At 33.8% G+C, this 23,869-nt stretch carries 15 protein-coding genes and 13 tRNA genes; 6 read left to right on the top strand and 22 right to left on the bottom strand.

Annotation, left to right across the window (positions count from 1 at the left end; translation table 11 throughout):
- Window positions 1-68 precede the first annotated feature (68 nt).
- The 3 genes from J2S74_RS22220 to J2S74_RS22210 are packed head-to-tail and all read left to right on the top strand — an operon-like array spanning window position 69 to window position 3,717.
- On the top strand, window positions 69-1,277 hold the full coding sequence (locus J2S74_RS22220) for an ABC-three component system protein (RefSeq protein WP_307330276.1): 1,209 nt from the start codon (window positions 69-71) through the stop codon (window positions 1,275-1,277).
- A 5-nt stretch (window positions 1,278-1,282) separates the two neighbouring features.
- Window positions 1,283-1,783 (top strand): three component ABC system middle component, encoded by a 501-nt coding sequence (locus J2S74_RS22215; protein ID WP_307330273.1) that lies wholly within the window; start codon window positions 1,283-1,285, stop codon window positions 1,781-1,783.
- The gene (locus J2S74_RS22210) at window positions 1,780-3,717 is read left to right on the top strand and encodes a DUF3732 domain-containing protein (RefSeq protein ID WP_307330270.1); all 1,938 of its coding nucleotides are present in this window, start codon (window positions 1,780-1,782) and stop codon (window positions 3,715-3,717) included. The genes J2S74_RS22215 and J2S74_RS22210 overlap by 4 nt, the downstream gene beginning before the upstream one ends.
- Window positions 3,718-3,863: 146 nt before the next feature.
- Here J2S74_RS22210 and J2S74_RS22205 read toward each other — a convergent pair whose 3' ends face one another.
- From J2S74_RS22205 to J2S74_RS22190, 4 genes are all read right to left on the bottom strand, one after another.
- Window positions 3,864-7,055 (bottom strand): type I restriction endonuclease subunit R, encoded by a 3,192-nt coding sequence (locus J2S74_RS22205; RefSeq protein WP_307330266.1) that lies wholly within the window; start codon window positions 7,053-7,055, stop codon window positions 3,864-3,866.
- A complete protein-coding gene (locus tag J2S74_RS22200) occupies window positions 7,052-8,254 on the bottom strand; it encodes a restriction endonuclease subunit S (RefSeq protein WP_307330264.1) in 1,203 nt (400 codons plus the stop codon). The genes J2S74_RS22205 and J2S74_RS22200 overlap by 4 nt, the downstream gene beginning before the upstream one ends.
- Window positions 8,251-10,353, bottom strand: coding sequence for a type I restriction-modification system subunit M (locus tag J2S74_RS22195; RefSeq protein ID WP_307330262.1), 2,103 nt, complete (start codon window positions 10,351-10,353; stop codon window positions 8,251-8,253). The genes J2S74_RS22200 and J2S74_RS22195 overlap by 4 nt, the downstream gene beginning before the upstream one ends.
- Window positions 10,354-10,812: 459 nt before the next feature.
- Complete coding sequence (locus tag J2S74_RS22190; protein WP_307330259.1) at window positions 10,813-14,619, bottom strand: hypothetical protein; 3,807 nt, start codon at window positions 14,617-14,619, stop codon at window positions 10,813-10,815.
- A gap of 780 nt (window positions 14,620-15,399) precedes the next feature.
- Between J2S74_RS22190 and J2S74_RS22185 the strand changes: the two genes are divergently transcribed.
- Entirely contained in the window at window positions 15,400-15,747 is a 348-nt protein-coding gene (locus J2S74_RS22185) for a hypothetical protein (protein ID WP_307330257.1), read from the top strand.
- A 638-nt stretch (window positions 15,748-16,385) separates the two neighbouring features.
- On the opposite strand, the gene J2S74_RS22180 is transcribed toward J2S74_RS22185, so the two are convergent.
- The 5 genes from J2S74_RS22180 to J2S74_RS22160 all read right to left on the bottom strand — a co-directional run bounded on the left by J2S74_RS22180 (window position 16,386) and on the right by J2S74_RS22160 (window position 20,376).
- Window positions 16,386-17,420, bottom strand: a complete 1,035-nt coding sequence (locus tag J2S74_RS22180) for a hypothetical protein (RefSeq protein WP_307330255.1) — start codon at window positions 17,418-17,420, stop codon at window positions 16,386-16,388.
- A gap of 118 nt (window positions 17,421-17,538) precedes the next feature.
- Window positions 17,539-17,856, bottom strand: coding sequence for a helix-turn-helix domain-containing protein (locus J2S74_RS22175; protein WP_307330251.1), 318 nt, complete (start codon window positions 17,854-17,856; stop codon window positions 17,539-17,541).
- A gap of 313 nt (window positions 17,857-18,169) precedes the next feature.
- Window positions 18,170-18,499: a hypothetical protein gene (locus J2S74_RS22170; RefSeq protein WP_307330248.1), complete on the bottom strand. Its 330-nt coding sequence runs from the start codon at window positions 18,497-18,499 to the stop codon at window positions 18,170-18,172.
- 246 nt (window positions 18,500-18,745) lie between these two features.
- A complete protein-coding gene (locus J2S74_RS22165; protein ID WP_307330245.1) occupies window positions 18,746-19,525 on the bottom strand; it encodes a DUF1385 domain-containing protein in 780 nt (259 codons plus the stop codon).
- Between the two features lie 14 nt (window positions 19,526-19,539).
- Window positions 19,540-20,376: a hypothetical protein gene (locus tag J2S74_RS22160; protein WP_307330243.1), complete on the bottom strand. Its 837-nt coding sequence runs from the start codon at window positions 20,374-20,376 to the stop codon at window positions 19,540-19,542.
- A 439-nt stretch (window positions 20,377-20,815) separates the two neighbouring features.
- On the opposite strand from J2S74_RS22160, the gene J2S74_RS22155 reads away from it, so the two are divergent.
- Window positions 20,816-21,133, top strand: a complete 318-nt coding sequence (locus J2S74_RS22155) for a DUF771 domain-containing protein (RefSeq protein WP_307330240.1) — start codon at window positions 20,816-20,818, stop codon at window positions 21,131-21,133.
- A gap of 96 nt (window positions 21,134-21,229) precedes the next feature.
- Window positions 21,230-22,339, top strand: coding sequence for a site-specific integrase (locus J2S74_RS22150; protein WP_307330237.1), 1,110 nt, complete (start codon window positions 21,230-21,232; stop codon window positions 22,337-22,339).
- 144 nt (window positions 22,340-22,483) lie between these two features.
- On the opposite strand, the gene J2S74_RS22145 is transcribed toward J2S74_RS22150, so the two are convergent.
- The 13 genes from J2S74_RS22145 to J2S74_RS22085 all read right to left on the bottom strand — a co-directional run bounded on the left by J2S74_RS22145 (window position 22,484) and on the right by J2S74_RS22085 (window position 23,852).
- A tRNA-Leu gene (locus J2S74_RS22145) sits at window positions 22,484-22,570 on the bottom strand.
- Between the two features lie 37 nt (window positions 22,571-22,607).
- Window positions 22,608-22,696 (bottom strand) — tRNA-Leu (locus J2S74_RS22140).
- A gap of 30 nt (window positions 22,697-22,726) precedes the next feature.
- Window positions 22,727-22,801 (bottom strand) — tRNA-Cys (locus J2S74_RS22135).
- Window positions 22,802-22,807: 6 nt separating this feature from the next.
- Window positions 22,808-22,882, bottom strand: a tRNA-Gly gene (locus tag J2S74_RS22130).
- Window positions 22,883-22,889: 7 nt separating this feature from the next.
- Window positions 22,890-22,964: transfer RNA gene (locus J2S74_RS22125), tRNA-Gln, on the bottom strand.
- 10 nt (window positions 22,965-22,974) lie between these two features.
- A tRNA-His gene (locus J2S74_RS22120) sits at window positions 22,975-23,050 on the bottom strand.
- A 31-nt stretch (window positions 23,051-23,081) separates the two neighbouring features.
- Window positions 23,082-23,155, bottom strand: a tRNA-Trp gene (locus J2S74_RS22115).
- Between the two features lie 5 nt (window positions 23,156-23,160).
- A tRNA-Tyr gene (locus J2S74_RS22110) sits at window positions 23,161-23,245 on the bottom strand.
- Window positions 23,246-23,301: 56 nt separating this feature from the next.
- Window positions 23,302-23,377 (bottom strand) — tRNA-Thr (locus J2S74_RS22105).
- A gap of 8 nt (window positions 23,378-23,385) precedes the next feature.
- A tRNA-Phe gene (locus J2S74_RS22100) sits at window positions 23,386-23,461 on the bottom strand.
- 25 nt (window positions 23,462-23,486) lie between these two features.
- Window positions 23,487-23,562 (bottom strand) — tRNA-Asp (locus J2S74_RS22095).
- 121 nt (window positions 23,563-23,683) lie between these two features.
- A tRNA-Met gene (locus J2S74_RS22090) sits at window positions 23,684-23,760 on the bottom strand.
- A gap of 16 nt (window positions 23,761-23,776) precedes the next feature.
- Window positions 23,777-23,852, bottom strand: a tRNA-Val gene (locus tag J2S74_RS22085).
- Between the last annotated feature and the right edge of the window lie 17 nt (window positions 23,853-23,869).

Below are 23,869 nucleotides of genomic sequence, written 5' to 3'. Positions count from 1 at the left end.
AAGATATTACAAATATTTTTTTGTATAATAGTAACTAGTAAAATACTATTATATATGGTGGTGATGAAATGTCTAATCCTCATTCAGCTGATCACTCTTTTTTAGGATATTATTTTCAAGGAATGTATGGACTAATATGTCTCTTAGATGCTGGTGATCATGACAGAGTTAGCATTGAAACAGAAGATGATGTCTATGTAGAAGCTACTGAAGAAAAGAAACTTTATCAAATAAAACACAGTGTATTGAAAAAAAGTAAATTAAATGAAAAGAACGATGGTTTGTGGAAGACTATTAGAATTTGGGCAAATAAACTTGAAAAGCAAGAAATGGATGAAATCACTTACTTTATATTTGTTACACCTAACGAAATTGAGGAAACCTGTCCTTTAAAAAAACTCTCTAATAAAGCATTGGATCGTAAAGATGTAATTGATCTACTCGAAACCGAAGCAAAAAGAGTTATAGAAGCTAGAGAAAAAGCTAAAAAAGATAAAAAAGAATTACCCTATAACAAAAGAGCAGCAGGATGTGAAGCATTTTTCAACTTAACAATTAAGCAAAAAGAAGAATTAGTCAATAGGATAACAATTCATGCAGATAATTTTAATGTTAACGACATAAATATAGAGGTAGAAAAAAGAATTAAAAATACTGTTCCAACCAATTTAAGAAATAATCTAATTGAAAGACTAATTGAATGGTGGGATAGAAGAGTTGTGTTAGGACTTATTAATGAGACTGAGCGCGAGATAAAAAAAGAAGAATTAACTCAACACATCTTTACTTTACTTTCTAGTTTTCAAGAGGAAAATCTCCCAGATGATTTTAGTGAAATTGAAGATGAAATCAATGTTGAAGAAGAGATTGGTCAAATAATGTCAAAACAAATTGATCTTGTAAAAGGAGGAGAATATCGAAAAAAAAGAGCTGCAATCTCAAGATGGCAAGCACGTAACCAAAGAGAAAAGTGGTTAGAAGAGGATTTTGTTAACAGTACAGACCTAGATAGACTAGATAAGCGTTTGATAAAGGTATGGGGAGATACTTTTCATCCGATGAGAGAAGACCTTTCTGATAAGGAAGAAAATGAATTGATTATTAAAGGACGAGAATTGTTAGATTGGTCACATAATAAAGCCCCATTAGACATAGTTCCAATTCGAACAAATTGGAAACAACCCTTTTTAGTTCAAGGTACATACCAACAATTGTCTGAGGAATTAGAAGTAGGTTGGCATATTAATTTTAAAGAAAGAATAAGCAGTGAGGAGTAAGATTAATGATTTCAACTGACATTTACTCATCCACAAACCCCGCACTTTGCTCTATAGTTCTTTGGTCATTTCTAAAAGGGTTTGAAGAGCAGAATAAAGATGGTTGTGAATTTCCCATTATTTTATTAACACTACCTATATCATTGTCAAATAAGGTAAGAGAAACATTTAAAGGTACGTCTAATGCAACAGGACTATTAACCTGGCTATCAAGGGGACCCCAGTCTCTAATTGGATTACCACAAAGAATAGAAACATCAAGTAGTTTTACAAAAGATGCTATTATATTTGGAATCAACAATAAAATAATAGATATTGATAATAAGACAGGTAAACTAAAATCAAATAATTCAGGTTTAACTCAAAGTAAATTAAATAACATCCTTAAGTCAGAAAAAGCATCAGAATTAAAAGACATAATGTTAATTTCTAAAAGATTTGGAAATTGGTGTGGCCAGCTTCAATCATCAATAATTATTTATAATGTAATGGGGTTATCGTTATGAAAAGATGGAATATAAAAAAAATAATACTTTATAGTCATCACGGTGAAAAGAGTGAAGTTACGTTTGAATTAGAGACTGTTAATATTATCACCGGCGATTCTCAAACTGGTAAATCTGCAATACCTGAAATAATTGATTACGTTATGGGAGCAAGTCAATGTCATATACCTAGTTATGTACGATCCTGTTTAAGTTGGGTAGGAATACTATGGGTAAAAGGAAGTACCCAATTTTCTTTTTATAGGAAAATTCCTAAGCCGGGTTATAAGTCAAGTCAAGAAGTGCATTTTGATATCGGTTCAAACATTAAAATACCTGAAAATGCTTCTTATCTTAGTAAAAAAACAAATTTAGAAGGGGGACTTGCTCACTTTGAACGTTTAATAGGTATTGGTAATGTAAACTCAGAATCCTTTGGAAAAAGTACAATCTCCAGAAGAATAACTTTAAGAAATACAATGCCTTATTTGTTACAAGATGATGATGTAATCATAAGTAAAAATACATTGTTAAGAGGTGCAAATGAACCAGATAAAAAGATAAGTATTATTGAGTCTATCCCCTATTTCTTTGGAGTTGTTGATGAAAAAACATTGGAGGCAGAGTTAGAGTATCAAAAAATTAGAAAACTTGTAGAAAGACTCGAAAAGAAATTAATCATTGAATCTAGTATAGTGAATGGAGGAGCTTCTAAAGCATTAGGCCTAGTTCAAGAAGCAGCCCAGTTGGGTTTATGTGATGCACCTGAAAATTCAGTAAGTAATGCAGAATTAGAGTCTATATTAAATAAAGTGCAGAATTGGGATTTTACACAAAATACAGAAGTTGTAGAAGATAAATTACCTGAACTCTATAAGCTCTTAGCTGAAGAACATGCAAGGATAGTAGAGTTAAAAAATAAAATTCGTACAGCACAGAATAAAATGGAAGCAGTTAATGACTTTGATAAAACAGTACAAAAACAAAAAAGAAAACTAGAAATAGTCAATGTATTTAAAAATCCTTCTGATCCTAATTCATGTCCTTTGTGCGATAGTAATTTAACAAGAGTTGTAGCTCCTATCAAAACTATTAAACAGTTAGTAAATAACGTTAATAATGATTTAAAAGAAGTAGAACGGGATAGACCTAAACTAGATAAATATATTCAAAGCCTAAAAAATGATGTTGAAAAGTCCGAAATACAAGTTGAAGATTATAAACTCCAAATTGAAACATTAGTAAAAGAGAATGAACATGCACACAATAAGTTCAGTATCTTACAACGAAGGTATAAAACGATTGGTAGAATAAGTTTATACATGGAAAGTATAGAGAATAATATTAATGAAAATGGACTAAAGGAAAAGGAAACATTAGCAAACTTAAAGGAAAAACTTAATAAATTGGAAGATGAAGTAAATTTATTAGAAAAGAAAGAAGCATTAGATAACATCGAGAGACGTATTTCTTTAACAGCTACCAGTATAATTAAAGATTTACCTTTTGAAAAAAGATATGAAGATTCTCCCGTATATATAAACTTGAAAAACTTAAATGTCGGTGTTTCTCTCTCTACACACAGTGAGAGCATGCGTGATGTAGGTTCGGATGAGAACTACCTTTCATTACACGTTTCACTTTTGTTAGCAATGCATCGACATTTTGCTAAGGTTAACTCCCCAGTTCCAGGAGTTTTACTGTTTGATCAATTAAGTCGTCCATATTTTCCACCTGATAAGGAGCCTGGTGAAGTAGAACTTGATAATGAGAGGACATCTTTATTACAATTCTTTGAATTATTATTTAAAGAAGTAGATAGACAAGAATCCCTACAGGTTATAGTTTTAGAGCATGCATATTTTAAAAATCATGATAAATATAAATCTTCTGTTAGATATAGGTGGAAAAAAGGAGAAAATGGGTTAATCCCAAATGGATGGCCAGAAAAATAGACTCTCTAATATAACCCTCTTTTGACAAAGAGGGTTATATTAGCTATTTAAAGCTAATAACTTTCAAATTGCAAACTAAAAACACTTGCAGATTTAGATAGGGTCCGAATAATATTTAAGTTGTATTTAGATTATCCTAATTAATTTTATGCAGTATATACATGATCACTAGAGCTACTATATTGATTAAATATATGTTCAAATACAACGTTAGCTTTATACTCAACATCTTCGGGAGTATATTGTTCTATTGGCAATCCAGTATTCTCATCATAAAGATAGTTATAGATAAAAGTTTTCACATCTGCTTTTGTAGATTCTTTTTCTCTCCAGTTACTCATGTTTAACTTTTCTGCCTTCAAAACTTCAAGTAATTCTTTTCCGACTTCTTTAATCTTTTCTCGTTCCTTATTCGTAAGCTTTTTTTCTGAAATAAGCAAATCATAGAGTGCTAATTTTTCTTCATCCAAACCTTCTTTAACTCCACGCTTTTCTTCTTCATTTAAATCCTTTACGAATCTAAGGATTTGTTCGAAGGTTTCCTCTATTGTCGCTCTATCTTTTTCCTTGTTGTAATCGTTTATAATTTCTTGATATTTCTGATAATAGTCGATACGTAATGGGTTTTTCTTTATCATCTGACTCAGTCGCTTTTCCACTACTTCATTTAAATTATGAACAGTCGTATTTTTGATAGGTGATTTTTTAAATTCCTCTTTTAACCTATCAAAATCAATATTACTGATATCATATAAGCGGCTATCTTCTTTTATTTGATGTGATGATATTGTAATTGATTTATCTACAATTGCATGCATTTCCCGTAATACTTCCGAAATGTCAGCTTTTTCTTTATCATCCTGTAGTTTTTTGTAAATAATATCAATATTATTATAGTCACCTCTAAACTGGTTAACCTCTTTAATATTGATACAAGCCTTAAACTTTTTAAATACTTGTCGAGCGAGAATTTCATACCTTTTTCTAGTTTCTTCATTTTCATTAACAGCTTCTTTTGCCTTATTTATTGTTGCTATTAAGTCAAAACCTTTTTTCTCTGACATACTATCTAAACTAAACCGTCTCGTTAATAGATAAGTTTTTGTAGCCTCAATTGTCTCCCTTAAAGCTTCTAGCAACTCTTCATCGGGTTTAACTGGATCTTTACCATCGTTACCGCCTTCTTGTCCTGTAGCAAATGTGGCTAAGGCTTCTCTTAAGTTTTTTAGAATTCCACAGTAGTCCACTATTAAACCATTGTTTTTTCCTTCATGAACACGATTTGCTCTTGCAATTGTTTGCATTAACGTATGTGCTCTTAATGGTTTATCTAAATACAAAGTTGAGAGACTTGGTACATCAAAACCTGTTAACCACATGGCACAAACTAGTGCAACTCGTAATGGATGATTCTGATTTTTAAAAGCAGTATCTAAATCTATTCGTCTACCATCATCAGTTTCATAACCGTTTTTCATTTTTTCTCTATGTGGAATAATATCTAAATCCCACTTCTTAAATTTCTGAATTTCACCTTGTTCTTCACTGACCACAACAGCCATTTCTGTTTCTTTTAACCAGTGGAGCTTCCTCTTAGCAAATGCTTCTTCTTGCTCGTCTTCTATTGTACCTATAGTTCTTTCAACATCTTGTATTTTTTCGTTCCAATATTTTTGAATTAGATTATACATTCTTACAACTGTAATCTTGTCTAAACAAACCAACATTGCTTTTCCTGTTTCCCAACGAGTTGAATAGTGCTCTACAAAATCCTTTGCAATGGCTTCTAACCGTTTCTCAGCAGTAAGAATATGATACTCGCGCGCCAGCTCTTTTTCTAATCTTGCCTGTTGATCTTGATCTAGCTCCGTCTCTTCTAACTTCTCTGCAATCTTTTGGTTTATATCCCTTGTTGATAGATTGAGTTTTTCACCACGGTTATCATAAAACAACGGTACAGTAGCATTATCATCAACAGCTTTTTGGAAATCGTAGGTAGATACATAGTCACCAAATAACCTTTTAGTAATTTGGTCATCTTTAAATAATGGTGTACCCGTAAAACCAATATAGTGTGCATTAGGTAGTGCATTTCGCATATTTAAAGCCAGTCGGCCATATTGTGTACGGTGAGCTTCATCTGAGATAACAATAATATCATTACGTTTTGAATAAGGCTTATTAGGATCTACTTCTTGGTTAAATTTGTGAATCATTGAGAAAACATATTCATGATCAGAGCTTAATAGTTGTTCTAAATGCTTGCCTGACCCTGCTTTAGAGCTCTCATCACCTACAGCTCCTGTTCCTGCAAAAGTCTTATAAATTTGACTATCTAAATCTTCTCTATCAGTAACAATTAAAAATGTGAAGTTACCTTCTATTTTCCGATGTACTTTTTCGGTAAAGAAAACCATAGAGTATGACTTTCCACTTCCTTGAGTATGCCAAAATACCCCTAATTTACCATCTAATGATTCTCTATTCTTTACTGCTTCAATCGCTCTATTTACACCAAGATATTGGTGGTTACGAGCAACAATTTTAATAGCCTTTCCTGAGCTATCATCAAACAGAATAAAGTTTTCAAATATGTCCATGAAGTTTTCTTTTGTACACATTCCTTTGAGTAATGTTTCAAAATCTACAACACCAGCATCTTCTTCACTTAAACGCTTCCATTCATTGAAATGCTCGTATTTACTCGAAATTGACCCTATTTTACCTTCATCACCGTTACTTAAAAATACAAAAGCATTGTGATCAAACAAATGGGGAATGGTATCTTTATAATCGCTTAAGTTGCCTTCATAAGCCTGTCGAATATCACGGTGCACATTTTTTAATTCAATAAAAAGTAAGGGAATACCATTCACAAAACCAATAATATCTGGACGTCGACGATATACCTTACCTTTTACCCACATTTCTCTTACAATCAAGAAATGGTTAGCTCTCGGGTCTCCAAAGTTGAAAACCCGAAGCCTTTTTTTCTCTATTAATCCTTTGTTATTTCTATAAGATACTTGTACGCCATTTTTAAATATGGAATATTTATCACGATTTACTTGTATCATTGATTTTGAAACATTTAATTCAGTAATTTGATGTATCGCATCTTCATAAGCTACATCTGGTAGCCCAGGATTTAAAGTCTTGAGTGCATGTCTAAGGTAGCGTAATAGGACCACTTCTTTTTCAGATGTTCTTCCTAGGGTTCCGTCTAGTCCAAGTATTTCTGTATTGTAAGCAAACACAGAATCCCATTTTAATTCATCTCGAAAATAATTTGCTGTAGTTTCTTGTACTAGCTTATCTTCAGACATAGATCCACTCATACTTTAACCTCCCCGTTCATCAGTTTCGGCAGTAATAAATCACGTGTTTTTCTTAATTTCTGGTTTATTAATGTTAAAGTTTTTATTTGATTAAAAATTGGATTAGCAAGTTCACTAAACATTTCCAAGATTGTATCAGTAGGTTTTAAAGTTAGAAAATCGTCAAAACAACTTACATGTACTCTTTGCCTTCCTGAAGAACCTATCATACTCTTAATAGCATTTTCTCGAAAACTATATGTTCTAGCTAAACAGTAAACAAACTCCGGAGGTATACCTTTTGCCCTTAAAACAATAAACTCAGTAGAACCAATCGCTGTTTCATTTTCAGAAAGAAAATTAACATAACCAGTTTTCCCATTTTCTAAACATGGTGTTATTCTTGCAAAAAGAGTATCGTGATTTTGAAATTTTGAACCACTATTTCCTTCTCTTTTACCGGCTTCTGTTATAACCATAGAGTTTTCAGATAATGCTGCCATTTCTACATATTTATTAATATTATCTTTTACCACGATTGTTTTTGGATTGATTTCCATAATACTTGTTGCACTAATTTTTTCCCAACCATTTGGAACGCCGTCAGTAATCTGTGAATGTTCATATCCAGGAAATCTTAACTTAATAAACCATTCATTAAACAATAAATGTACTGACTTTTCTAAAAGTGTAATTCTGCGCAAGTTATTCTCTATTAATTCATCATATGCTGAAAGAAAAAAAACTATTTTATCCTGAGTTGTTAAGTCCGGTAATAAAAATTCAATTTCTTTTATCCTAAAAAGAGCTAATTTGGGTTGAGATGTACCACCTGTTTTACTTGCTATTTGACCTTGACCCAAAGGACTCTTTAAAAAGTACATCAGGTATTTATGATTTACCCTTTTGTCTTTAATGACAATTTTCGCTGCATTTTCAGTTAAATTCGCATTTGACAAATGTTGTGGTACAATTCCTACTCTTCCTATTGTTCCAGCAATACTTATATAGATATCATTTGAAGTAATGGTATATTTTTTTATCTGTTCATGAACATCCTTAGTAATATATTTTATTGTCTGTAAGTTTACGCCATATTCACCTAAGTCCACCACCCTAATATATGGATGTTCTGTTACTTCATCTTGTACATCTTTTCCCTTTGGGAGACGTTTGCCACCTTTTACGTCAGCTATTTCTCCAATAGTTATTCTTTTCATAATCCTAGCTCCTTGAAATTTAATTGAATAATTTTTGCTAACTCTTCCGCCTCATCATTCAACCCTTTTAATTCCAAGTGAATATCATTCATTACCTCATCAAAATCAAACTCATCGTCAACCTGTTCTGGTGCAACGCCAACATAACGTCCTGGATTTAAGCTCCAATCTTGTTTCTCCATCTCTAATTGATCAACTAACTTAACTAATCCTTCTATATCCTGATATTTTGCATTAGGAAACTTAGATTGCAGCCAATTTATTTGACGCAAGAAGTAATTTACTTGTTTTAATTCTTCTGTAGAATTACTTTTACGTGAATTAAGTTCTTTTAATTGTTTATTTATAGCACGACTTTTCCAGTCTGCATCAACTAACTTTGCCTTAATTTCCTTTTCAACAAACTCAAATGTACGCATTAGTATTTTATAATTATCATCGACTTGCTTTGACAATTTTTTAATATCAACTGAAATAGGCTCCATTATTTTTGAAAGCTTTAATTGCGAACTATTGGTATCGCTCCCTAATTCCCCTAATTTTTCTTCCCATTTAACAAGTTCTTGCATTAACTTAGCATAAGTTTCTTTAAAAGCTTTGGTAGCTATATTTATCTCTTCTATCTTGTTGGTAAATGCTATTTTATTACTATCATCTACCTCTTTACTGTCATAGACAAGGCTTGAAAAAGTACTTAATCTTGAGATAAGTGGGGAGTACGAAATCTCAAATTCATTTAACACGCTTGGAAGTGCCTTAATGCTAAAGATTACCTTATTAAAATAATCTTTTATAAGATTTAAATATCTCTCTTCCTGTCCTCTATATAGCCAAGTGATTGCTGTCAAGTTCTTAAGTTGTTCTGGTGAGAAGTCGAACACCTTCCGGGTTACTTTCCTATAAATATTCTTAGCATCAATCATAAGAACTTTATTTTTCATATGTTTTGGTTTTCCTTTATCATAAAACCATAGCTCGCAAGGTACCGTGCGGGTATAGAAAAAATTACCTCTTATAGAAATCATTATATCAACATGACCTGTTTCAATAATTTTTCTCCTTACATCCCTATCACCACCACCAGAACTTGAGGCTTGTGATGACATTACAAACCCAGAACGACCCTTATCATTTAAATAACTATAAAAGTAAGACATCCACAGATAGTTACCATTATTAACTTCATTACTCTTGCTTACTCCCGGTAATCCAAAAGGTAATCGTGGATCTGTTTTTACTTTCTCAGCATCTACTTTATCAACATTAAACGGCGGGTTCGCCATTACAAAGTTACATTTACCTAACAACTCATGTTGATCTTCATAAAATGTATTGGCCTCCGCAATTTTTCCTTCTAACCCATGTACTGCTAAATTCATTTTTGCTAATCGTATTGTTGTAGATGTCTTTTCTTGTCCATAGAATGTAACAGCAGAGTTTGCATTTTGTCCGTGTTCATCTAAGAAATGGCTTGTTTGTACAAACATCCCCCCGGAGCCACATGCAGGGTCAAGAACAATGCCGTGGTCAGGTTCAATAGTATTTACGATCATTTGAACAAGTGAAACTGGAGTAAAGAATTCTCCATTGTCTTGTGCCCCTTGTAGGGCAAATTTCATGATGAAATATTCGTATATACGTCCAAATACGTCACCATTTACTTCATTTAGAGCTTCATCATTAAATACCTTTAATAGTCTAGTAAGTAAATCATTCTCAAATATATGATAATCTTTAGGTAAAACCCCTTTTAAGTCATCATAATCCTCTTCTATTGCATCCATAGCTTCTATAATTGCTTGCCCACGATCTCGATCCTCTGGCAAGTTTATTAAATAGTCAAAACGAGCATTTTCCTGTAGGAACAATGCATTTTTACTTAAAAAGTCTTCCCTGGTAATTTGGCGTGTTACTCCACCTCTAGATGGTAAAGATTTTTTGATCTCTGCTTCAACCTTTAAATATCGGTTAAAGGCATGCCGTAAGAAAATAAGTCCCAAAACAGGCATGTAATATTCGGTAGAAGTTAACTTCGAATTAGCACGTAAATCATCGGCCGCTTCCCATAATCGTTTTTCAATACTCTCTATGTTTTCCATTCATATTTCTCCTTTGATAAAAACTAATTAAAACATCAACATATTTTATTAGGTCCATTATACCAAAAGAATGTACAACGGTATGAACCTAATATTTTTAAATGTAAATACTTTTCCAAAATACCTATTTTAAATTCTCCTCTATTGATTATGTTATTGTCATCTTGGATGAACTATAAAAAGCATATGAGAAGTGTTAGTTATCGAAGACTAACTGGATAAAAAATTGCAAATCATATATAATATACATTTTATAATTTCACATTAGCTATATGAACAAGGCTATTTTGACATTTGAATGTATTGTACTCTAATATGTTAGGAAATAGGAAGCGAGTGGGCGACTCTTATGTTTTTTTAGCGAAATAAACAAATGGCAGCCCTTCTCTGTGCTTCACAAGCCTTATTAGTAACAATGAATAGAGTTTTTTTATTGACAAAGTTTCTACTTCTCAAAGACTATTCAAATCGCTCATTTCTTCTTCTTTCTTCATTTAATTCTTTCTCACGCTCTTGTCTAATTGCGCCCTCTAATACTAATTGTTGTTTGGTCGCCCAATTCACTACAGCTCTATCAGGATGTACCTTTAACTCATCAATTAAAGTTAAACGTTTTTCCATTACAGCTGCTAGAGACCCACTCCAAGACATTGGAAAAAAAGAATAACTAAAAGTTTCTAATATTTCGATAGGCTCATTGGACTTATCAATGACCTTTAATGCTAAAGGCGTCCATTGTAAACTATTATCACTTTTACAAGTGCAATAAGGCATAATTATTCTCGCCAATGATAAATATCTTGTTTTAGGATTAGCTTCGCACCATTCAATAATAACTTCCTCATTAATTTTAGAAATTGGATTCGCCCTGGTTCGTATCTCATCACGAAATAACATATCTATTTCTCTACCTTCTTTACTTTCTACAAATGTCTCAAGAAAAGCTATTGGTTGAGTATCAGCCAGAGCTTCTAATACTTGAATATAGTCCCAAGAGTAAATATCATAATTATTAAAACCCTTTATTAATTTTTCTCCTAGGATTTCCGCATTCTTTTTGGCACATTCAGTAACATAACAGGCTTTAATAATTTGCGATAGTTCATAATCACTTCTGTCGTTTCTGGAAGTCTTTCTTTGAAATTCATACATAGAAAGCAACTCTTGCCCCAATCCAATTATTGTTTTATTATATTGACCTTTCTTTTTTTGTCCATGAAGTCTCATATGAAGTATGTCAATAGCTACTTCTAAACCCTGAGGTTGGGAAGAAATTAACTTTATCAAATTATAAAAGTCAACATCATTAATAGTTTCACGTGCTGTGCCATAACCTAAATTACTATATTGCCAAATTGGTGCATGACCATATTCAAGCGAATTAATTAACCTATTCACACCGCTTTCATTAATTTCAATACTTGTCTGTAACAAAGGAAATACTTCTGCTATAATTTTGTTCGTCAAAGCATCATCTAAAATTCTGTTACAAAGAATTGGATTACTCTTTGATAGTGCATTTAAAAAACCTCGAATTACTTGATAGTTTATACTTGTTCTTTCTAGAGTAGGTAATTGGCTTATAAATTCCTCCCAGATCAATTTAGAACTCAATGTTCCCTCTACCAATCCCTGGCCAAAATTAAACATCACCCAGTTATTACAACATAAAATTTCAGGCAATAATTCCTTTAAAATCTCTTGATTGGATCCAACTTCGATACCTAAAGATTTTGCATTATCCTCAATTTTAATATCTTCATCATCGCTATTATTTTCATCAAAAGTATCGACTAAAGCAAAAGAATCTTCAGATAAAACATAAAGTCTTACATGTTCAATTAAACTTGTTGGTTTTAGAATTTGATCTAATTTACCTAAGCGTGATTCAATACTTGAATCCAAAGATTCTTGGTTCCGTTTCTTAATAGATTTAACAGCTACCCATGCTTCACCCCAAAAACCTTTTTCAGATATTTTATTTGCACAAAGTTCAAGTTCATCATACAAACGTGTTTTAAGCCATAACCTACCAAATTTCCTCCCGAGAATTACTTTTACTTTATCTGAAACTGGACTTTGATTCATAATAAGTTTTAGAGAATATTGGATAAAAACCCTATACCAATGCTGTATTTCCTTCATAGTAGTAGGTTGAAGTCCATAATCTCTAGAGTGCGCTCCAAACTCAAAATAATGATCGGAAATAAAACTATCAGTTTTTAGTGCAGCCCCTAACAATAAAAGACCTAGTTCCATCTCATCGTGAAATTTAGATGTCACCAATTTGTCAATTACCTTCAGTCTTTGTTCAGGTGCGGCTTTTGTACCAGACAAGTATATATGGAATAGTGTCTTCACCATTCTTCTAATTGAGTTAACATTTTCTTTTGGTCTTTCAGATAGTGCAAACCGGCAAAGCAAACTAGCAGATCTCTCAAAGTAATTTTTATCATACGCAATAGAGCAAAGAAGCCTGGTGAACTCAATATACTTAGGGTTATCACGAGAAAAGAAGGTATTCGCTTCTTCTAAAAGTAGAACCTTTTCAATAGAAGTAAGAACTAATTCTGGATTTACTGGAGCAATGTTTTTGAGAAGACTAATACCAAGCTCATTTAAATTACTAACACTGCCCAAAAGTCCTCCTTCTTTCAGCCATCTATTTGAAATTTCTTTTGCTTCCTCAGAATCGTGTAGAAAGCTTAACCTTCTTGAGAAAGATTTTAATAATCTTTCATTTTCTCTGTTTTCAAACCTATTACAGATAATATTAATAGGTATATTTTCAAGAGCCCTTTGTGCAAGCTTATTTGCTATTGCATGAGGCAGAACTGCTCTCCATATGCTTCTCTTTTGCACAAGATCACGACGTCTCAGTTCACTCACATTTTCATAAATTTGTTGTTTTGACATTCCAACTAATGACCCTAATGTACATAGCTCATTACTTTCTGTTTCATCTATTGAACTATCAAATGAGTAAACCAATGAACAAACTTCAGCAGCTTGTAATAAACGGATATTGGGTTCATTTCTTTGTTCAAATAATCTATTAAAAAGAACATTATCTCTTAACCCCGTAAGGTTCTCTCCTCTTTTAACAGTATTGGCTAAAGCTATCGCAATACGTGCATTTCCTCCTGAGAATTCTGCTATAGTACTAGCATTTACATCACTTAAATGAGAAAAGCGTAACTTTAAAATATGACTAATTAACTCTTTAGATGCTGGCTCTAAGCGAAAAACTTCAGTTTCTTCAGGTTGGTCCTCCCGAACATCATATTCAACAGTAACTATGCTTATTAAACTATTAGGTTCTCCCCCTACTGCTACTAAACGATTATGTAAGTCTGGTGGGCAATTATCGACAATAAGAGTAGCATGACTATTTAAATCTACTAAACGCTGAGCAAGAGTACATGGATCAGGATTAGGCCCATCACTTATATCTGTATAAAAAACAGTAGAGGGATTTAATGGGCTATTGCCAATTCTATCATCAAATAAGGCTTGTACTAATCTAGTTTTTCCAACACCCGAGAGACCGACTAAACGAATATTCGACTTTGGCCTTTCTAGAATTGATCTTAGTTTATTTAATCCTTCTAAAGCAGATAACCCATCGAAGTGGGTATTACCACTGCTGTATAGACGTATTTGTTCATCTTGAATGTATTCTTCTTTAAGCCCCCCAGGAGTACGGGCCCAATTCCCAAAAGTCCTCCACCCCTTAATTGGCCTTCCAATTTTTTCCCTTACCCAGATACTTAGAGCAGGAAAGCTTCGCACCCATCCAGCTATTCGCTCACGATCGTAAAAATCGACTTTAAAATTAGTCGTATTTGAAAAGTTATCAACCACTTCCTGCATTGCATCTTTTCTATCTTTTAAAGCAGAGTCAGCAGTTGACCCTTGACTACTTACAATAATATATGCACCATTTAAAGCTATTAAATCCTTAATAACTTGTTTCGGCTCACCATTTACCATCATCTCTTTAAAAATAGCACTGCGAGGCATATCCGGCTTTTTAACCTGATATCCTGTGTTAGAACGAGGAATAAACCCGTCACTATGAACTGAAGCTGTCAATTCAACTCGTACATCAATTCCTCCGTCTTTCGCATTTTGGTGACCACCCCATGTAACACCTGCTGTTGGTAAATTCATAGAACGGAGTTCGGCCTCACAAAGAAGTCCGATAAGCGACCTTAAATCACTGTCACTCAATTCACTAATATCTCTACCCTCAATTTCAAACATTTATATTTGCCCCCTATTCAAACTTGGCGTATATTCTATTATTTTTTCCCTATACTTTATTTTCTTTCATTTACAATTCTCTCTCATTTATTCTACTAAACCACATAATTTTTTCCAATAGTCACATTTGCTTTCAGTAGGAGACATTAGTGAACTGAACATATTAAGTGAATCCTTGTCTAAAGTTAAGTAATAAAATAACAAAACTACTTTTGATATTTGGAGATTTATTCTGAGATTTAAAAAACAGCAGTGTCATTAAGATTTGGCTCAAAACCAATTCTTATTCCTCTGCTGCCTCTCTTTAATAAAGAGAATTCTTTTTAATTTCTCATTTTGATATTTTTGTCTATATATGTAAAGTTTTTTTGTACAACTAGTAAATCTAATATAAAAAGGGAAAATTATAAAAATTTTCTGACCCTACTAGGTATTAGTGATTTTATTGTCTTGTAAAATTTGAGCCCCGGGTATGCCAATTATGGAGTGAAATAACATTACAATTCTGGCATTTATTCAAGAATTTCCCCCTTCGGGGAAAACGGAGGAGTCCTACGGAAATAAAATTTCTCTCTGCTCTTTTTATCCTACCGATTAGACATGGCTTTTTTTAAACCTCAAAACCTTCCCCTCATACTTTCTATTGTGATGAACAAAAATCACAATAAACATCTTCTTAATGTATTTTTACCACCTTGAAAGGAGGTGTTTGCATTCTACTCATATCTTAATAATAACTAACATCCAAAAAAAACCAAACAATTGGAAGGAGAATTATCTATGTATACTTGTCATTTCTGTAACTCTAGCATTACTGAAGCTTTTGTAGGTTCAAAAAACGAAGGAAAAGTCCACTCTTGTTTTAAATGTTTCATTCAAACTCTGAAGCCGTTTAAGTTTGATGAGGAGCTTGTTTACTATCCTATGTTTGGCATACGTGAAATTCAGCAAGACGACACCGTGGCCTTTTATGACAAAGATGGTAACGAACTTGCAAGAGTCTATTTAAAGTCTTATGAGGAAGGTTTTCTAAGCTTTTTAAAAGACGAGCTCGTCCAAGATACAACTCTAACATATGAAGATATTGCATTAGTCATTGAACCTTGTGATATTCGTTTAAAAGAATAAAAACAACGTGCGATAAATGCACGTTGTTTTACCTACTTATTTGACTCTTTTCATACAGTTCAGTGAATTTTATTCACCTAATTAAGTTTTGCATTATGATTGCTCTAGTATTCTTTAAAGTCCTTATTGATCATAACTTATTTCTCTAGTAGATAAGTAATCATTATAGAAATTTAGAGGTTGTTGCCTTGATCTTGCTTCTTATTCTAAATAACTATTAGGAGTAGGCTATTAAAACAATTTACTTAAATTAAACATTTTGAATAGCAAAATCACCCTTAGCTGTAACGGGCAATAGGGTGATTTTTCTTTGAATGTTTACCTTTTAATTGTCGACCACTCCTCAAAAATCACATTGATAAAGGATAGGGATAGCAGTACCTAGACTCGCATCTAGTTTGCAATTTGTCGAAGACCAATACAACTACATTGGTTATGAATTCTCTCTATTTGAGATAGAGAGGAAAGTGCGTGATCAAATAAAGTTTTTATTGTAAATTGGTATTTAATCTATAGCTAAGGCGGTCCTCGATGTCCACCTTAAACACTACTTTCTGTTCATTAGGTAAATGAATTTTGGTTAAATAAGCAAAATAGACCCCTATGGTAGTCTACATACCTTAAGGATCTATGTTAAGTTAAGCTATAAACAGTTTGGTTGAAGTATTAGGTAAGAATAAGATGTTGCTTTCAACAGGAAGTAAAATTGGGTTAATGCCAGCCTTACATAAATGTTCTCTGACAAATTCGTTAAACTTCTCCTTAAGGGTGTTATAGCTACATTGACTATTTGCATCTCTAAAAGGGTCTGGTACGCTCTCAGCACCTGTTTCGATTGCTTGTAATGCATTAGGAAAGGATCCAGAAACTTCAATAAACTTCAATACTTCTATTACTGTCTGTTTTGATCTCTCTTGCTTTTTCATTTTCATGACTAGTTTCACAGCTTCGTTGTATGTGTAGTAGTCACCTGTCTTAATGTGACGTCCATGTTGTCTTTTCAAAACAGCCTGAGCAATATCTTCACGGAATAAGCCAAACAAGTTGCTTTTTTCAATGTTGTATTTTTTTAGTAGGTAATCCGTGTTTAGACATTGATATTCAAAGCGATACAGGTCTTTAGCTTTTTCTTTTAAGTTTACTGGACAATTTGTTTTAGACATCTGATCTTGCTTACTATAGGCATTAATTCGGGAACTTTTACACTTATTGTAGGTACTTCCTGACATCTGTAGACCTTTAAATCGATAAGGGATCGGGCCTTTACTTTCAAGTATAGTATACAACTCTACATGCGATGTGTAGAACTGTAGTGCAAAGTCAATTCGAGATAGTTTCCATTTCTCATTTGTTAGTGCGAGTTCTGGATGAATGTACTCTAGTGTTGCATTTAACGCTTTTTCTAAGGATTCTAAATTCTCCTGACTGCAATCGAAGAGTTCAATGCTTGCAACCTCTCCTATAAGCTCCGTTGGATTTATCTCAATGGCTATCCTATATTTCTTGCTGTTCTTTAATCTTGTAATATTAATTGCTCTAACTCCTGGTTTTCCAAGTGGATCAATGATCTTACAAAAGTTTCCCTTAAACCTTATATCCTCTTCTAACTCAGTTTCTAATAGGTTAATAGCTGAGTACCCCGTTAATAAAGCAATCTCAAATGTATCAATCATTCCTTCGCTTCCCCCTCTAGTTTTCCCGGTGTATTTCGCACTTCTTTTAAAGTTACTTGTTAGATTGTCTTTTCTTCACAATAATTGCAAATTTTATTTTTATCTTTTGCAATTATGTTTAACAAACTGATTCCAACGATTGTATTAATGTTGAATATTGTGCTCTTGCTTCATCATCTAAACGATCAAACAGGATTAGTAGTTCTGTTACACGATCCTTTATGTCAGTAATCCCCTCAGCTTCTTCTACAAAGTAAGTGAGAGGCTGTTCAAGCACTGTAGCAATTTTTAGAAGAGATTGAACCTTCAATTGAGTTTTCCCACTCTCGATACGCCAATAAGCATGTACATCGATACCAATTCGTCTTGCCATTTCTTCTATGCTGTAACCTTTCAGGCAACGAGCAGCTTTAAGTTTATAGGTGTTGAATTGCATAAAGATTCCTCCTTTGATGTGAGCTTTCAAAAAGGTATTACGTAGCAAAAGAAGCTATAAGCACAATAACTCGTTGCAATTTTCACATGGTTAGAGCTAAATCTATTTATTACCTCTTCGTTCTTACACAATACACATAGAGTGCAGAATACTTGAACCTCTTTACCCTGAACTCAATAACTATAAGGCTACGTATTATAAGGGATTTTGCTTGAAATAAGAACCCTGATTTTATCTAGTATTCTCCGTTTTTTCAAAATAGTATTATTTTTTCCGTTTGAACCTAGTTTCTAAGATTTATTCACCAGTTCTTTTAAGTTTCCTTATTTGTTAGAGTTGCCAATCGTTGGCGTAATAATCTTATTTCAATGTTCAACTCCTCTTTTTCTATAGCCAATGCATATGCTCTAGCAATTAGCCTTGCTTCCCTAACTCCCTCTCCTAACTCGAAGCGGCGTAATCTTGAAGAACTCACATTAATCGCACGAGAAATGTCAGCTCGAAATAAATTTAATCTATTTCTTCTTTCTAAGAATTTTTCACCTTCTTTTTTCCAATTCATCTCTCTCACTATTTTGGTGCGAACCATTTTTTCTTCTGGACTTTCGTTAAGTCTTTCATTCAACAAATCGACTAGATTCATAATTTAACCTCCTAATTTTTATTTTTTAATGGAACAAAAAACGCCCAGTACGTCAAAATATAATAAATAGCACAACAAAACTGTTGAACTATTTAATACTTGACGCCTGAGCGTTTTATCTGAGTGTTTTATATTCATTTTTATCTGTTCGTGTAAACTCATCATACAAGGATTACCATAGAGGGTCAATATTTTTATTTATTGAAAAAAAGTCTCCAGATTTTTCGATAGTTTTCCATACAAATACTATGCCTTACCCTTACTATATTTTATTTCGGCTTCTATGAGTGCTTCATATGATGCTACGGCAACTTCTAAATGCTCTGTAGAGGGCTTAGAAGTAAAGAATAGATACTGAAACAAACCTCCAATCCAATAAAAAGGTGTCATAATTCTCGACTGAATGAGAAATGCTTCATACGCTAAACAAACACTCAGTAAAGCTATTACAATATAATTTGAAATTAGGAACGAGAGTATAAAAACAACTACAAATAAGAAGATTACAAAGTTAGTTCCACAATGTTTATGTATTCTCGGCTGTTTAGCAACGTCTGATATAACAAGGCTGGATAATGAATTAAAACAGGAGTCTGTCATATGCTCAGCCCCATGATACTTGCCAAGATCACTAAGTTTGATAATTGCTGCATAAATCATCAATGTGATAGCAATTAGCAACCAAAAGTGATTATCTATGACATTAGTCATTATTGATAAGATTTGAATAAATGAACTGTTTGTAGCACTTTCTGAAGAACCACTGCTCAATAAAAGAAGAACTAAAACTGGAAGAAAAACTATTAAAATAACCTTCCACATAACGATAGCAGGTTTCACAAAGATGAATAATCCACGAATTATGGGTATTCGCTTTATCATCCTTTCAAAGTTAGAGACACTCTTTCGATTAGATAATTCTATTTTTAATGTTCCATCTTTTTCTCTTATTGCTTTAGAACTAAAATTATCGGAATAAAATAATACACTATTAAACCCTGCTGCACCACCTTTAATAATTGACATATTAACCTCCAATACTAATGATTGACATGATCTATGTCTTTCCACAGCTCAGATAATTGTTGATCGTCAAAGATATTGAAGCTTAATAACATAATTGCATGTGAAAATATATATTGACATGTATCATAATCAATATTTGTATCATCACGGTATTTATTGACCTTCTTTAACAAAAGAGTCAACTTTTTTATGAGAGGGTTGTTTTTTGATTCAGAATTATAGTGATCCTTCATCAAGATACGCATAAGATGTTCATTTATTTTTTCAGTAATTAAAGGTCTGTTAAAAACAACATTGAAGATATATTCATCAAAACCCTCCACAACATCTTGACTCCAAAATTCCGACTCAAATTCTTGTTCAATATTATAAAGATCCATGTATACATCAATGACATTCGCTTTGTAAAAAAAATAATTATACAAAGATTTTAGAGTTTCTTTTTCTGGATATGATATTTTTTCACTTATTATTTCCTCTAGTAACTCATCAAATTCATCAACCGACTCTAACAAACCGCTACAATAAAAATAGAAATGTTTCTTGGTAGCCATGTAATTTGCTGAACAATCATAGTTTTGAAAGATCTTATATATTTCTTTAATTCTCTCAGCAAACGAAGGTGAGTCTTCGAGAAATCTACTAAGCGATTTAATAGTAGAGTATGGCATCTTAATATCAACTTTTAAACCATTATACATTTTGATCAAACCTATTAGTTCATCGGTAAATACATACCCACTATTGTCTTTCTCCGGGTTAATAAGTTTTCGTTTTATCATTTCATTTATTCGACTTTTGGATACTCCAGTAACCCTAACAGCATCAGACATTTTCAAATTCTCAGACATAAATTTCCCCTCCAATTTGTTCTAGTACTCTATACATCAATTCTAACTGTAATAGTAGTCTTACAGTCAAGACCTTACAACACCAAAACGATATATAAGTTAATTGATGCTCTGAGCAAACCATATTGACAAAAAATAATAAATACTATAAATTGAATTTACAAACTGAATAACACTTAAGAAACAATAAAAATGAAACACACTATGATAAAGCGCATTTGCGATAAGACACTGTTAGACTTCCTACATGGAGTCTGCACTTATCAGCAGATGCGCTATTTGTTTAGAGAAAAACACATAAGAAAAGTTTAGTATATGGCACAAAGAAAGGATACTGCTGTTTATATTCCTAACTAATGAGCATATACAAAACAAATAAAACACTTCAGATAAAAGCGTTTTAATACGAAAACTCATTAAAAATCTGGAGGAGAACTATATGCAACAACTCTCAGTTAACTTAACGATTCCAATCCCAGCAGACTCAGTCCTTATCTCAAAAATTGAACTGGAAGAACTAAAGCAGCACCAATTAACCGGAGTTTATTGGTCAATGAAGGATCTTGAAGCAAGAATTAACCGTAAAAATGAATGGATTAAAGAACATATTCTTTATCCCACTCAATTTCGAAAAATACTTGATGTAGAGAATGGAGGCTTCGTATTCTATCCGAAAGTTAAAGGACAAACATGGTCCTTCCACGCCTCAAAAATGGCTGAGTTCTTAGATCAAAATTTCAAGAAAATTTACTCTTAGTAACACTACCAATGAAAAATCATTAAAAATTTAGTAAGATAAGGGTGACCTATTTCGACCGGCCATCCTTATCAAATAAAAAGTGAGGGGAAATTAATGGCCAGCATTCAAAAACGAGGTAAAACTTATCAATATATAATAAGTCGTATCGTCGATGGTAAACCCAAACCGATACGAAAAGGAGGTTTTAAAACCAAGAAAGAAGCTCTAATAGCTGCTGCAGAGATAGAATCGCAATTGAACAAAGGATTACTCCCACATTTGAAACCAGTTCCAATTGATGATTATTTTGACAAATGGTTTAAGCTTTATAAAACGAACATTTCTGTAACAACACGAAATCACTATGAGTATACATCTCGTGCTATTAAAGAGCATTTTGGTAGTAAACCACTACAAGAGATTACTAAACACGATTACCAGATGTTTATCAATCAGTTCGGTTCTAATAAAGCTAAAGAAACTGTAGAGAAGGTAAACACTCATATACGTGCTTGTGTAAAAGATGCTGTAGATGAGCAAATCATTCATCGTGACTTCACAAGAAATGCAGTAATCAGATGGACAGTAGCAGCTAAAAAGTCTGAAGAGAAACATCTAGGCTATAAGGAAAGCGAATTGTTGCTAAAAGAGATCTGGAAGAAGCTTGATAAAGGATTGGGTTATTCATTACTACTCTTAGGATTAACCTCTGGGTTTCGTTTCGGAGAAATGGTAGGACTGACTAGAAAAGACTTTAATTTTGAAAAGAATACAATTACTATTAACAAAACCTGGGGTTATCTAAAGCGACATCCTGAAGGTTTTGGTCCAACAAAAAATGACCAATCGAATCGCACGATAAAAATGGATAGCCAAACGATGGCGCATTTTAAAAAGCTATTTAAAACTACGCCGACAAATATACACCAGTTGGTTTTCTACAGCCCTAGTTCCAAATATAAAGTAATAAGCAATACTAATGCAAACAATCTACTAAAGAAAACATTACAGGAACTTGGTATATCACCAATATCCATTCATGGCTTAAGACATACACATGCAAGTCTCTTATTGTATAAAAAAGTTTCCATTCACTATGTAAGTGAACGACTAGGTCATGGCGATATTGATACCACCTTAAAACAATACACACACGTCATCAAAGAGTTACGCGAGGAAGATGAGCTCGGAACAGTCCACACATTCGAGCAAATGGTGGTGTAAATCTTGTGTAAAAATGTGTAAAAACGATTCAAAATCAATCGTTTTCTATCGTAAACTCAATTTATAGAAAAAGCTCGCAAACCCTTATATATCAAGGATTACGAGCTAATAATGAATTATTAAACTTGATGCAAATTATGTAGATGGTACCGGTGGTCGGGGTCGAACCGACACTCCCGTGAAGGAACGGGATTTTGAGTCCCGCGCGTCTGCCAATTCCGCCACACCGGCAAAACTGAAATTGCTTGTCCTAAAAAGATATATATAATGGTGCCGAGGGCCGGACTTGAACCGGCACGGTAGTCACCTACCGCAGGATTTTAAGTCCTGTGTGTCTGCCAATTCCACCACCCCGGCAAGGGTATAAAGGACTTTAAAGTATTTTATTGGAGGCGGCAACCGGATTCGAACCGGTGAATAAAGGTTTTGCAGACCTTGGCCTTACCACTTGGCTATGCCGCCTAATTATGGAGCGGAAGACGAGATTCGAACTCGCGACCCCCACCTTGGCAAGGTGGTGTTCTACCACTGAACTACTCCCGCAAATAAATGGCTGGGCTAGAAGGATTCGAACCTTCGCATGACGGAATCAAAATCCGTTGCCTTACCGCTTGGCTATAGCCCAATGTTTTAAATGGGGCGGCTGATGGGAATCGAACCCACGAATGCCGGAACCACAATCCGGTGCGTTAACCACTTCGCCACAGCCGCCATATTAATTTTAAATGTTAGGGCTTTATAATGGCAGGGGCAGTAGGAATCGAACCCACATCAAAGGTTTTGGAGACCTTCGTTTTACCATTAAACTATGCCCCTAAAAGTGGTGGAGGGGGACGGATTCGAACCGCCGAACCCTGAGGGAGCGGATTTACAGTCCGCCGCGTTTAGCCACTTCGCTACCCCTCCATAAGAGACAATTTTCATGTTACAGAAAAATTGACAATTAGTCAAGAAAAATTTAATGGTGCTGGCCAGAGGACTTGAACCCCCAACCTACTGATTACAAGTCAGTTGCTCTACCAATTGAGCTAGGCCAGCACATTAAATGGTGGCTCGGGACGGAATCGAACCGCCGACACATGGATTTTCAGTCCATTGCTCTACCGACTGAGCTACCGAGCCAAAAAAATATTAAACTAAATTAAAATGGCGGTCCCGACGGGAATCGAACCCGCGATCTCCTGCGTGACAGGCAGGCATGTTAACCGCTACACCACGGGACCTAATAATTTTTTGTTTAAAGTTAAAATATTTAATTTAATTCTTTAGAGTTATCTTCAAAAACTTGTATTTGCTCCTCGTCGCAAAACCTACATGGTAGATTACTCGAGGATGTTTATGGTTTGGTTGCGGGGGGCGGATTTGAACCACCGACCTTCGGGTTATGAGCCCGACGAGCTACCAGACTGCTCCACCCCGCGGCGTTATAAAAATTAATGGTGGAGGATGACGGGCTCGAACCGCCGACCCCCTGCTTGTAAGGCAGGTGCTCTCCCAGCTGAGCTAATCCTCCACATTATTGGTGACCCG

Source organism: Evansella vedderi (assembly GCF_030813435.1).
Classification (GTDB): Bacteria; Bacillota; Bacilli; order Bacillales; family Salisediminibacteriaceae; genus Evansella; species Evansella vedderi.
Note: the sequence above shows the minus strand (reverse complement) of the source record. Positions and strands in the feature narration are given on the sequence as shown.